10 protein-coding genes are annotated in these 12,508 nt (G+C 73.3%); 3 read left to right on the forward strand and 7 right to left on the reverse strand.

From position 1 onward, the window contains the following. Nucleotides 1–195: 195 nt before the first annotated feature. Together galE and galK are read left to right on the forward strand one after the other, a co-directional pair. Entirely contained in the window at nt 196–1,164 is a 969-nt protein-coding gene (gene galE / locus ABZ801_RS25470) for a UDP-glucose 4-epimerase GalE (protein ID WP_360702123.1), read from the forward strand. Further along, nucleotides 1,161–2,363, forward strand: a complete 1,203-nt coding sequence (galK, locus tag ABZ801_RS25475) for a galactokinase (RefSeq protein WP_360702539.1) — start codon at nt 1,161–1,163, stop codon at nt 2,361–2,363. The genes galE and galK overlap by 4 nt, the downstream gene beginning before the upstream one ends. On the opposite strand, the gene ABZ801_RS25480 is transcribed toward galK, so the two are convergent. The 5 genes from ABZ801_RS25480 to ABZ801_RS25500 all read right to left on the reverse strand — a co-directional run bounded on the left by ABZ801_RS25480 (nt 2,360) and on the right by ABZ801_RS25500 (nt 10,003). Then, a complete protein-coding gene (locus ABZ801_RS25480; RefSeq protein WP_360702126.1) occupies nt 2,360–5,020 on the reverse strand; it encodes a hypothetical protein in 2,661 nt (886 codons plus the stop codon). The two genes, galK and ABZ801_RS25480, sit on opposite strands and share 4 nt — an antisense overlap. Further along, a complete protein-coding gene (locus ABZ801_RS25485; RefSeq protein ID WP_360702129.1) occupies nt 5,017–6,789 on the reverse strand; it encodes an HSP90 family protein in 1,773 nt (590 codons plus the stop codon). Before ABZ801_RS25485 ends, ABZ801_RS25480 begins: the two co-directional genes overlap by 4 nt. A 172-nt stretch (nt 6,790–6,961) precedes the next feature. Next, nucleotides 6,962–7,951 (reverse strand): malate dehydrogenase, encoded by a 990-nt coding sequence (locus ABZ801_RS25490; RefSeq protein WP_360702132.1) that lies wholly within the window; start codon nt 7,949–7,951, stop codon nt 6,962–6,964. 254 nt (nt 7,952–8,205) lie between these two features. Continuing rightward, nucleotides 8,206–9,423: an NADP-dependent isocitrate dehydrogenase gene (locus ABZ801_RS25495; protein WP_360702135.1), complete on the reverse strand. Its 1,218-nt coding sequence runs from the start codon at nt 9,421–9,423 to the stop codon at nt 8,206–8,208. 112 nt (nt 9,424–9,535) lie between these two features. Next, nucleotides 9,536–10,003 (reverse strand): DUF3017 domain-containing protein, encoded by a 468-nt coding sequence (locus ABZ801_RS25500; protein WP_344947989.1) that lies wholly within the window; start codon nt 10,001–10,003, stop codon nt 9,536–9,538. A 315-nt stretch (nt 10,004–10,318) separates the two neighbouring features. Between ABZ801_RS25500 and ABZ801_RS25505 the strand changes: the two genes are divergently transcribed. Further along, entirely contained in the window at nt 10,319–11,047 is a 729-nt protein-coding gene (locus ABZ801_RS25505) for an FHA domain-containing protein (RefSeq protein WP_360702138.1), read from the forward strand. A 163-nt stretch (nt 11,048–11,210) separates the two neighbouring features. Here the strand turns inward: ABZ801_RS25505 and ABZ801_RS25510 are convergent, their stop codons facing one another. Further along, complete coding sequence (locus ABZ801_RS25510; protein ID WP_360702141.1) at nt 11,211–12,065, reverse strand: bifunctional methylenetetrahydrofolate dehydrogenase/methenyltetrahydrofolate cyclohydrolase; 855 nt, start codon at nt 12,063–12,065, stop codon at nt 11,211–11,213. Between the two features lie 195 nt (nt 12,066–12,260). Beyond that, nucleotides 12,261–12,440, reverse strand: a complete 180-nt coding sequence (locus ABZ801_RS25515; protein WP_344947980.1) for a hypothetical protein — start codon at nt 12,438–12,440, stop codon at nt 12,261–12,263. Nucleotides 12,441–12,508: the final 68 nt, after the last annotated feature.

Genomic DNA, 12,508 nt, shown 5'->3' on the forward strand with positions numbered 1-12,508 from the left:
TCCGTCCGCCCTTCGAGCCGGAGATCCTCCGCAGGACGTACCCGCGCCGAAGGTCCGCCACCGGCCCGCGTCGCCAGGCTATCGTTGCGAGTCTTCCCAGGATCGGTTCGGGCGGCGCGGATAGCCTTGAGCAGCCGATCACTCGCGTCGGCCGACCAGCCGGGGCGGATCCGTCGAACTTGGAGGTAACGACACGTGAAGCTGCTCGTCACCGGGGGCGCCGGCTACGTCGGCGGGGTCGTGGCCGCCCAGCTGCTGGACGCCGGGCACGAGGTCGTCGTGCTGGACGACCTGTCCACCGGGCACGCCGACGCCGTCCCCGAGGGCGCCCGGCTGGTGCGGGGCACGCTGCGCGAGGCCGCCTTCGGCGTGCTGGACGGCGCGGGCTTCGACGCGGTGCTGCACTTCGCGGCCAGGTCGCTGGTCGGCGAGTCGGTGGAGAAGCCGGGCCTGTACTGGGACAAGAACCTGGGCGAGTCGCTGGCGCTGCTGGACGCGATGCGCCGCGCCGGGGTGAACCGGATCGTGTTCTCCTCCACGGCGGCCACCTACGGCGAGCCGGAGTCCACGCCGATTCTGGAGACCGACCCCACCCGGCCGACCAACCCGTACGGGGCGTCCAAGCTGGCCATCGACACCGCGCTGGCCGAGTACGCGCGGCTGCACGGCCTCGGCGGGGTCTCGCTGCGCTACTTCAACGTCGCGGGCGCGCTGCTCGAAGGCGGGCGGGTGCAGGGCGAACGGCACACCGTCGAGACGCACCTGATCCCCAACGTGCTGAAGGTCGCGCTCGGCGAGCGCGAGAAGGTCATGGTGTTCGGCGAGGACTACCCCACGCCCGACGGCACCTGCGTGCGCGACTACATCCACGTCGTCGACCTGGGCGTGGCGCACCAGCTGGCGCTGGAGGCGTGCGAGCCGGGCGTCCACCAGATCTTCAACCTGGGCAACGGCAACGGGTTCTCGGTCCGCGAGGTGATCGAGGTGTGCCGGGGGGTCACCGGCCACGCGATCCCGGCCGAGCCGCACCCGCGCCGTTCCGGCGACCCCGCCGTGCTGGTGGCCTCGTCGGACAAGATCAGGTCGGCGCTGGGCTGGAAGCCCGAGCGGGACCTGCGGGCCATGGTCGCCGACGCGTGGGCGTTCGCCCAGCGGGCTCGATGACGGCCTCCGACCCGCGCGCGCTGGCCGCCGCGTTCACCGAGGCGTACCGGCGCGCACCGGAGGGCGTGTGGCGCGCCCCCGGCCGCGTCAACGTGATCGGCGAGCACACCGACTACAACGACGGGTTCGTGCTGCCGTTCGCGCTGCCCCAGGGCGTGTCGGTGGCGGCGGCGCGCCGCGACGACGGCGTGCTGGAGGTGCGGTCCCTGCAGGCCGCCGACACCGTCGTCACCGTGCCGGTCGACCCGCACGCGCCCGAGGCGCGGCGCTGGCGCGACACGGCGCCGCAGCGGGAACGCTGGGCCGCCTACCCGGCCGGAACGGCCTGGGTGCTGCGCGAGCACGTCACGTCCGTGCCGATCGGCGGGGCGTCCCTGCTGATCGACGCGGACCTGCTGCAGGGCGCGGGCCTGTCGTCGTCGGCGGCGCTGGAGTGCGCCACCGCGCTGGCGCTGTGCGAGCTGTACGGCGAGGCCGACCTGCCGACTCCGGCGGGGCGGCGCGAGCTGGCCCGGCTCGCGCAGCGGGCCGAGCACGAGTACGTCGGCATGCCCTGCGGCATCATGGACCAGTCGGCGTCCCTGCTGTGCACGGCGGGCCACGCGCTGATGCTCGACTGCCGCAGCGGCCTGTCCACGCAGGTGCCCCTCCCCCTGGAGGACAGCGGCCTGCGCCTGCTCGTCGTCGACACCCGCATGCACCACGAGCTGGTCGACGGCGACTACGGGCGCCGCCGCGCCGAATGCGAGCGGGCCGCCGAACTGCTCGGCGTCGCCGCGCTGCGCGACGTCAAGGACCTGCCCGCCGCGCTGAAGGCCCTGGACGATCCCGTGCTGCGCCGCCGCGTCCAGCACGTGGTGACCGAGAACCACCGCGTGGAGGCGGCCGTCGGGCTGCTGCGGGCGGGCGCGACGGCCGAGCTCGGCGCCATGCTCACCGCCTCCCACCTGTCGCTGCGCGACCAGTTCGAGATCTCCTGGCCGGGCGCGGACGTCGCGGTCGAGGAGGCGCAGCGGGCCGGCGCGCGCGGCGGACGCATGGTCGGCGGCGGATTCGGCGGCTCGGCCATCGTGCTCACCCCGGCCGACCGCGTCGACCGGGTGAGCGAGGCGATCCGCGCCGCCTACGAGCGGCGCGGATGGGAGGAGCCGCGGTTCCTCACCGCCGTCGCCGCCGACGGCGCCCGCCGCCTCCTCTAGAGCCGCTCGCGGATCTCGTCGCGCAGGCGGGCGGCGGCCTGCGCGGCGTCGTCCGCGCCGATCGCGGCGAACCCGTCGGCGGCCCGCGCCGCCGGCTCCAGGGCGTCGGCGAGCCGGCCCAGGTTCGCCAGCATGCGGGCCTCGTCGTAGCCCAGCGCCGACGTCTCCCAGACAACCTCGGCCTCGTGCCCCTCCGACGGCAGCTCGCCGAGCGCCTGGCGGGCGACCTCCATCTCCTCCAGGGCACGGCCGCCGTTGCCGCCCCACGCGCGGCACAGCGCGCCGCGGCGGCGGCAGCGCACCACCCCGAACGGGTCGCCGGCCTTGGCGAACGCCTCGGCGGCCCGGACGAACCCGTCGGCCGCCAGGGCGTCCTTGTCCAGGTCGGTGAGCACGTCGGCGGCCGTCTCCAGCAGCCGCGCGGCCGCGCCGGGGTCGTCCTCCTCCTCGGCCAGCCCCGTGAAGATCTCCGCGGCCTGCTCCTCGCCGAGCTCGCGCTGGGCGTGCCCCAGGATGAACCGGCAGCGGCGTTCGGCGCCCGGGTCGTCCAGCCGGGCCAGCACGGGCGCGGCCTCCTCGGCGACCTCCGCCGCCTCGAAGTGCCGTCCCGTGGTCAGGTACGCGGCGGCCAGGTCGACACGGGCGTAGGCGGCCTGCGACTGCGCGCCGAGCGCCGTGAACTCGGCCACCGCCTCCACCATGTCGGGGACCGCGTCGGCGGCGCGGTCGCACGCCAGCAGCAGGGAGCCGCGTTCGGCGTGCGCGGCCGGCACCAGCCCGGGCGGGCCCGCGGCCGCGTTGGCGACGGCCTCGTCGAACGCCTCCAGCGCGGCGTCCGGGTCCCGCTCGTCGCCGTACGCCAGCACCCGGCCCAGCAGGAACGCCGCCTCGGCCAGACGGCCCGGCTGCCCGGCCTCCCGGAAGGCGGCGCAGGCCGGGCGCAACGCGGCGACGGCCTCCGCGCCGCGGCCGAGGACGCCCAACACGCGGCCCCGGTGCAGCTCCACCTCCCCGGCGTCCCGCGGACGGGACGGCGCCAGACCGTCCAGCGCGGCCAGGCTCTCCTCCGGACGGTCGCTCTGCAACAGGGCGTCGGCCAACCGCATACGGGCGCCGAACGCGCGGTGCGACCCCGCGTCGTGCTCGTCGAGGAAGGCGGCGGCGGTCCGCATCAGCGCCATGCCCTCGTCCTGCTCGCCCGTGCCGAACAGGATCGCGCCGATCCGGCTCAGCCCGCTCTGCTCGCGCACCCGGTCGCCCGCCTCGGCGAACAGCGACACCGCCCGGCGCCACTCCGCCAGCCCGGCCTCGTGGTCGCCGTTCAGCAGCAGTTCCAGGCCGCGGCCGTCGGCGCGCCGCGCCGCCTGCGACGTGGTGAGCGGACCGTCGCCCGCCACCTCGTCGAACCGCCGCCACGCCGCCAGCGCCCCGTCCATGTCGTCCGCCGACCGGTCCTCCTCGGCCGCGTCGAGCAGCGCGTCCAGGTCGGTCACGCCGGACAGGTCACGGCCCCGCGGCGGCTCCGGCTCCGGCCGGACCGGCGCCGCGGCGGGACGCCGGCGGTCGTGGGCGGTCAGCGGCAGATGCTCGACGACCGGCTCGTCCGCGAGCAGCCGCTCGATCCGCTCACCCTGGTAGGAGGTGCCGTTGCGGGCGTCGAAGCGGGCCGCGACCTCGCGGGCGCGTCCCGCCAGCTCCACCCGCAGCTCCGCCGCGCTCACCTCGCCGGCCCCGCCCGGACGGCGCAGCGTCACGTCCCCGGCGCCGGCCTCCTCCATCCGGCGCAGCAGCAGCGCGGCCGCCGCGGCGAACCGCATGGCGTCGTACGGGCTCGGCGCCCGGTCCAGCCACCCCAGGTGCCGCTGAAGGATCTCGAACCCGCGCGGCTCGTTGCCCGTCACCGCGCAGAACCACACGTGCTCGCCGATCTCCGACAGGTCCGCCACGTTGGACCGCACGAGCCGGTACGCGCGGCGGTGCGCGTCGCGCGCCTCCTCCAGCCGGCCCGCCCGCAGGTAGACCGGCAGCAGCGCGGTCAGGATGCCCTGCGGCTGCTCGCTGCAGTTCAGCTCGTCGCTCAGCACCGGCGCCGCGACGGCCAGCGCCTCCTCGTCACGCCCCCGGGCCTCCAGGTGCCGCACCATGCCCGTCGGGTCGCAGCCCTCGCAGTCCGACAACCCGTCGCGCGGCGCCGCGTGCCACCTGGCGTACCACTCGTCGGCGGCGTCGTGGTCGCCCACGTGCCGCGCCACGGCGTTGCGGTAGTGGTACACCGCCTGCGGGCTGTGCCCGCCGGCCCGGTACCGGCGCTCCATGTCGTCCAGCACCGCGTACGTGCGGTCGAGCGGCACCTCGGGGAACAGCGTCAGCGAGTTGACGATCCACTTGAAGTGCCACAGCAGCCGCTCCTCCGCGTCGAAGCGGCCCGGGTCGCGGTCGTGGTCGGCCAGGCACCGGCTGAACGTGGTGAACGCCTTGGCCGGCTCGCCGCCGTACTGGTAGGCGGTGGTCAGCGACATCCGCACCCGGAACGCCAGGTGGTCGTCGCCCGCCGCCTCGGCGCGCCGCAGCGCGTCCTCCACCAGCACCGTCTTGGCCTCGCCGTACGGCAGCTCCTCCGACCGCGCCATCAGCTCGTAGACGTCATCGGTGCTCAACTTCCGGCCTCCGGGTTGTGCACGGCCCAGTCGAGCAGGCCGAGGAACGAACGGTTGAGAACGGCGGTGTCGGCGGCGCGCAGCGGATGCTGCCCCAGCAGCAGCGCCTGCCCGTACAGCCCCTGGACGGCCAGCTCGATCAGGCCGTCCTCGGTCAGTGCCGTGACGCGCCGGGTCAGCGGGTTGCGATGGTTGAGGACGAGCTGCGGCCGGTCCGACTCGACGGCGTTGTTCAGCGCGCCGAGCACGTCCGACCACAGGTCGTCGGCCATCTCTTTGGCCTGCGACAGCTCCTGCTGATGCTGCGCGGCACGGCTGGTCAGGTACAGCGCGGGCAGCGACGCCGGGTCGAAGTCGCGGATCACCACCTCGCAGCCCAGCCGCTCCACGGCGCGCTGCGCCGCCGCCAGGAACGGCCGCAGCGCCAGCTCGGCCGCCGGGTCCACCACGCCGAAGTGGGTGGTCAGCTCGGCCGGCTCCAGGCGGCGCGGCACCACGTCCGGGTCGATGTCCGGCAGCCGTTCGATGATCTCGGTGTCGTGCACGTAGCCGCCGTTGACCAGCCCCACGCCCTGCGCGCCCGCCACCGCCGACAGCCGCCGGAACTCCTCCACGCTGGCGGTGTAGCGGACCTCGGCGTGCCGCCTGCGGAACTCGGCCAGCGTCATCGGACCGGCCGACGTCTCGAACTCCAGCCAGCGGTCGACGATCCGCAGCATCTCGTCGTCGTGCAGCGCCATCGCCTTGACGCCCAGCCGGTGCAGCCGCAGGAAACCGCGCAGCCGCACCGGGTCGGTCTCGGCCAGCCGCACCAGCCACTGCCGCAGCCGCTCGCCCAGCGCCCGCCGGGCCGACTCCAGCAGCTCGTCCTCGTACAGCGCCTCCCGGCTCGCGGTGGGACGCAGCTCACCCGCGTCCACCACGCACCGGACGAAGAACGCCCAGTCCGGCAGCAGCCCCTCGACGCTCTCGGCCAGCAGCATCCGCTTCAGGTACACCCGGTGCGCGCCCCGGGCGGTCGGCGACACCGCGTGCGGCAGCACGAACGCCACACCGGTCAGCCCCGCCTCGGGCACGTCCAGATCGATCACGTCGTAGGGCTCGAACCCGAACAGCTCGCGGCAGTAGGCGTCCAGCGCGCGCCGGCGCCGCGCCGGATCCGGATGCGCCGCCAGCCACGGCGCGCCGTCCCCGGTGATCTCCACGCCGTCGACCGTCACGGTGACCGGCAGCAGCGACCCGTACGCCCGGGCCAGCTCGCCCACCACCGCCGGCTCCAGCAGCTCGGCCGATCCGGGGCGGGGCCGCAGCGTCACCGTCGTGCCCGGCTCGTCCCGCCCGCCCGGCTCGACGCGGTACCGGCCGTCGGCCAGGCCCGTCCACCGCACCGCCGCCGCGTCGGCCGCCCTCGCCGACCGGGTCTCCACCTCGATCTCGTCGGCCACCAGGAACGCCGACAGCAACCCGATGCCGAACTGCCCCAGGAAGTCGTGGCGGGCGAAGCCCAGCTCGTCCCGCTTGGACGACCGCCCGATCGTGGCCAGCAGCCGGTGCACCTCGTCCTCGGTCAGCCCGACGCCGTCGTCGTGCACGCGCAGCCGTCCGCCGCCGGTCTCGATCCGCACCGTCCCGCCCGCGCCGCCCCGCGCCGTGATCGCGTCGACCGCGTTCTGCAGCAGCTCCCGCAGGTACACCCGAGGGCTGGAGTAGAGATGGCGGCTGAGCAGGTCGACCACGCCCCGAAGATCTACTTGAAACGCCTGCTCCACCCCGTATGCCCTCCTGCACCTCGGCCGCTCGGCCACCGTCGTCGTCCGGCGGCTGGTCAGCCACCTTAGCGACAGAAAAGCGTCCACCTCCGACATTTCTCACCGGCCGTCCGCGCAGCCGAAAGGGCCCCGGACCGGCACGCCGGTCCGGGGCCCCCGCGGGTCGGCGCGGTCAGACCAGGCCGAGCTTGCGCACGGCGTCCTGCTCCTCCGCCAGCTCGTTGACCGAGGCGTCGATGCGGGCCCGTGAGAAGTCGTCGATCTCCAGCCCCTGGACGATCTCCCAGCGGCCGTCCTTGCAGGTCACCGGGAACGAGGAGATCAGGCCCTCGGGCACCCCGTAGGAGCCGTCCGACGGCACGGCCATGGACGTCCAGTCGCCCTCCGGCGTGCCGTTCACCCACGTGAACACGTGGTCGATGGCCGCACCGGCGGCGGACGCGGCGCTGGACGCCCCGCGCGCCTCGATGATCGCCGCGCCGCGCTTGGCGACCGTCGGGATGAAGTCGTTCTCCAGCCACTCGCGGTCGTTGACCGTCTCGGCCGCGTTCTTGCCGCCGATCTCGGCGTGGAAGATGTCCGGGTACTGCGTGGCCGAGTGGTTGCCCCAGATCGTCATCTTCTTGATGTCGGCGACGGACACGCCCGCCTTCTTCGACAGCTGCGCCAGGGCGCGGTTGTGGTCCAGGCGGGTCATCGCGGTGAACCGCTCGGCGGGCACGTCCGGGGCGTTCTGCTGGGCGATCAGCGCGTTGGTGTTGGCCGGGTTGCCGACGACCAGCACCTTGATGTCGTCGGCGGCGCCGGCGTTGATGGCCTGCCCCTGCGGCTTGAAGATCCCGCCGTTGGCCTCCAGCAGGTCGCCGCGCTCCATGCCCTTGGTCCGCGGCCGCGCCCCGACCAGCAGCGCGACGTTGGCGCCCTCGAACGCGGGCGTCGGGTCGTCGAAGATGTCGATCCCGGCCAGCAGCGGGAAGGCGCAGTCGTCCAGCTCCATGGCGGTGCCCTCGGCGGCCTTGACCGCCTGCGGGATCTCCAGCAGCCGCAGGCGTACCGGGACGTCCGCGCCGAGCAGCTGCCCCGACGCGATGCGGAACAGCAGCGCGTAGCCGATCTGGCCCGCGGCGCCGGTGACGGTGACGTTGACTGGGGTGCGAGTCATGCGCTCATCTCCTGCTGTGACCTGACGGGGCCGGTCGGCCGCCGGTGGATCTCCGGCGCGGACGCCCGGGGGCGGGCCGCCGCGCGGTTTGTCTCGTTGTCGAGATACCGCCCGCCAGGCTATCGCGCGCCGACGCGACGGCTTCCGCCAGGTGTCGCTGCTCGCCTACCCCGAAGATGCACACATACGCCCGAACACGCCGAAGGCCGCCCCGGGATCACCGAGACGGCCTTCAGATGCCGGGAGGGGTTACCTCACTTGGCGAGCTTCTTCTGGAGGTTGACGTCCAGGGCCTCCAGGAACTCCTGCGTCGTCAGCCACGGGGTGTCGTTGCCGACCAGCAGGGCGAGGTCCTTGGTCATCTGGCCGTTCTCGACGGTCTCGATGCAGACCTGCTCCAGCGAGCGGGCGAACTCGATGACCTCGGGCTGGTTGTCCAGCTTGCCGCGGTGGGCCAGACCGCGCGTCCAGGCGAAGATGGACGCGATCGGGTTGGTGGAGGTCGGCTTGCCCTGCTGGTGCTGCCGGTAGTGCCGGGTGACGGTGCCGTGCGCGGCCTCGGCCTCGACGGTGCGGCCGTCGGGGGTCATCAGCACGGAGGTCATCAGGCCGAGCGAGCCGAAGCCCTGCGCCACCACGTCGGACTGGACGTCGCCGTCGTAGTTCTTGCAGGCCCAGACGAAGCCGCCGTCCCACTTGAGAGCCTGGGCGACCATGTCGTCGATCAGCCGGTGCTCGTAGGTGAGGCCCGCGGCCTCGAAGTCGGCCTTGAACTCGGTCTCGTAGACCTCGGCGAACAGGTCCTTGAACCGGCCGTCGTAGGCCTTGAGGATCGTGTTCTTGGTCGACATGTACAGCGGGAAGCCGCGGTCGAGCGCGTAGCGCATGGTCGCGCGGGCGAAGTCCCGGATCGAGTCGTCGAAGTTGTACATGCCCAGCGCGACGCCGCCGCCGGTGAACTTGGCGATCTCCATCTCGATGGGCTCGCCGCCGTCCTCGGGGACGTAGGAGATCGTCACCGTGCCGGGGCCGGGGACGACGAAGTCGGAGGCGCGGTACTGGTCGCCGTGGGCGTGACGGCCGATGATGATCGGCTTGGTCCAGCCGGGCACCAGGCGCGGGATGTTCGACACCACGATCGGCTCACGGAAGACCACGCCGCCCAGGATGTTGCGGATCGTTCCATTGGGCGACCGCCACATCTTCTTGAGGCCGAACTCCTCGACGCGGGCCTCGTCCGGGGTGATCGTCGCGCACTTGACGCCGACGCCGTGCTCCTTGATGGCGTTGGCGGCGTCGATCGTCACCTGGTCGTCGGTGGCGTCCCGGTGCTCGATACCCAGGTCGTAGTACTTCAGGTCCACGTCCAGGTAGGGCAGGATCAGCTGGTCCTTGATGAATTGCCAGATGATCCTCGTCATCTCGTCGCCGTCGAGTTCGACGACCGGGCCCGCTACTTTGATCTTGGGCATGCTGTTGCTGTCCCTCTTCCTACACCGGCCGGCAGTCCTTGTAAGGCTCAACTGTGTAGGCTAGCCGACCGCCCGTACCGGTCTAGACCTGCCCCTTACCTCACAATTCCCATCACAAGGGGTGAACCGGCACACCCCCGGCATCGTCGGCCCCGCGCCGGTGCGCGCCGCGCCGTTCGAAGAGCACGTACCGCAGGACGCGCAGCAGCCCGGCCAGCCCGACCAGCACGCCGAAGGCGGCGGCCACGGCCAGGCCCGCCTTGTTCATCGGGGGGATGCTGAGGGCGGCGAAGGCGGTCAGCTCGCCGAGGACGACCAGCGTCCAGCAGTCCAGCGAGCGGCTGCGCACCGCCAGCAGCCCGAGCTGGGACTCCGGCAGCAGCGCCCGGGCCAGCGCGCCGAACAGCAGCGCGGCGGCGATCAGCATCGAGCCCTTGCGGAAGTAGGCCATCGAGCACAGCACCAGCCCGCCGGCCACGCCGCACAGCACCAGCAGATAGGGCAGCCGGCTCAGCCGGTTGGCCCGCGCGCCGCCCGCTCCCGGGGCCCGCCTCCGCCGCCGACCCAGCTCCGCGCTCATGTGTGTTTCCCTCACCGACCTCACCGAAAGGTCTGACACACCAACCGTAGCGGTTGGAATTTCCGCCCGGGGCCCGCAGCGGAGCCTCCGGACGCCTTCCGGATGTAACGTCGACTACGAAGGCATTTTCCACCGCTTTGCAGGACCGAGGTTGAAAATTGACGGCCGTCTGGGCGGGACACCTGGGGTTTCACGAACGCACTGGGACGCCGGACGCCTTGTGTCACGGGTCCTACTCGCCAGTAGGAGGGTGTGGCGCTACCGGGTCCGGGTAACCCGGCAGACAGGGGTCGCTAACTAGCTGGGAGGACTGCCGTGGAGGGGCCGTTCATGCGGATCGAGGACAGCGGCCTGGTGATGCCGCTGCGCCCCGACGTCACGACGGTCGGGCGAGGGCGCGGAGTCGACATCCGCCTCGACGACCCGAGTGTGTCCCGATTGCACGCAGAGATCGTTCGGCGCGGCCCGTACGTCTATGTCGTCGACATGGGCCTGTCCCGTAACGGGACCCGGGTCAACGGCCGCCCGATCGCCCGCCGCGTACTGGAGGACGGCGACGTCGTGAGTTTCGGCACGGCGCGCTGCCGGATGGGGGGCATCCCCCGGGAGGAGGTCGATCCGGACGTCGAGCTGCGGCGCGCCGTGGCCCCCGAGCTCACCCGCCGGGAGGTCGACGTGCTGACCTCGCTGTGCCGGCCCGCCCTGTCGGACGAGGCGTTCGTCGCGCCCGCCACCGCCCGTGAGATCGCCGCCGACCTGGTCGTCACCGAGGCCGCGGTCAAGCAGCACCTGCTGCGGCTCTACCAGAAGTTCCGGATCCCCGAGGGCGCCAACCGGCGCACCCGTCTCGCCAACGAGGTCATCGCGATGGGGCTCGTCCGCCCTCTGCCGCCGGTGCACGTGCCGCAGCAGCAGAACCGGACGCCGATGGACGCCCGCACCACGGAGGTCCGCCGTCCCGGTCACGCCCCGGGCCATCCACCGGGCCGCATCGGCGCGCCCGGCCGTCCCCCGGCGGGCACGGCGGGACGGAGGGCGAGCTGACCTGACGCAGTGAGCTTGCGGCCGCTCCCACGGCAGCGCAAACGGGGAGCGGTGCGCAAGGTTCGCCCGTACGGGGCCATGCGCCGAGGGCCACGGTCCCGTACGGGTGGACCCCCTGTCGGCTCAGCCGCATCGACCGAGGGTCACGCGGTCACGACCACGCTCAGGCGCCGGACGCGGCCTCGGCGGCCTCGACGACGTTGGCCAGCAGCATGGCGCGCGTCATGGGGCCGACACCGCCGGGATTGGGGGCGACCCAGCCCGCCACCTCGCGGACGTCCGGGGCGACGTCGCCGGTGAGCTTGCCGTCCACCCGGGACACGCCCACGTCCAGCACGGCGGCGCCGGGCTTCACCATGTCCGCGGTGATCAGGCCTGGAACGCCGGCGGCGGCCACGACGATGTCGGCCTGGCGGGTGTGCGCGGCCAGGTCGCGGGTGGCGGTGTGGCAGGACGTCACGGTGGCGTTCTCGGAGCGGCGGGTGAGCAGCAGGCCGAGCGAGCGGCCGACGGTGAGGCCGCGGCCGACGACGGTGACCTCGGCGCCGCGCAGCGGCACGTCGTAGCGGCGCAGCAGCTCCAGGATGCCCTTGGGGGTGCACGGCAGCGGGGCGGGCTGCATGAGGACCAGACGTCCCAGGTTGACCGGGTGCAGCCCGTCGGCGTCCTTGGCCGGGTCGATCAGCTCCAGCACGCGGTGCTCGTCGAGGCCCTTGGGCAGGGGCAGCTGGACGATGTAGCCGGTGCAGGCGGGGTCGGCGTTCAGCTCGGCGACGGCGCGTTCGACGTCCTCCTGGGAGGCGTCGGCGGGCAGGTCGCGGCGGATGCTCTCGATGCCCACCTCGGCGCAGTCGCGGTGCTTCATGTTGACGTAGGCGTGGCTGCCGGGGTCGTCGCCGACCAGCACGGTGCCGAGGCCCACGCCGACACCGCGTTCGCGCAGCGCGTCGACCCGCTTCTTCAGATCGGCCCTGATCTCCGCGGCCGTGGCCTTGCCGTCCAGGATCCGTGCAGTCATACGCACCTCCGCGCTGTCGTGGCCGGGGTCCTGTGTGGACGGGCTCGTCGCGGGTTCCCCGGCTGCCGTCCCGTACACCCAGGCGCGCGGTGTCCGGATGTCCTTCGCTCCCCGGTGGTGAATCCACCTTGTCCGCGCCAGTCGCGTCCCCGCCATGCTATCGGCCGGGGCCGGGCGGCGGCGCGGCCGGCCGGATCACTCCTCGTCGGGGCGTCCGCGCCAGGCGATCAGGCGGTCGGTGCCGTGCCAGCCGAGCTGGGCGGCCAGGATCGCGGCCAGGACGGCGGCGGCCAGGCCGATCAGCTGCCGCGACTCCAGGAGCAGGGAGGTGGTCTGCATGACCATTCCCACCAGCAGGGACACAACGAAGTCCATCGCGCCTCCAAAGGCTCAACGGTGGTCGCCTGCCGCGAGTACGGGCCAGGCTTCGGGCGCGCCGGACG

Origin of the sequence: Actinomadura sp. NPDC047616 (assembly GCF_040642915.1) — a bacterium.
Classification (GTDB): Bacteria; Actinomycetota; Actinomycetes; order Streptosporangiales; family Streptosporangiaceae; genus Spirillospora; species Spirillospora miaoliensis.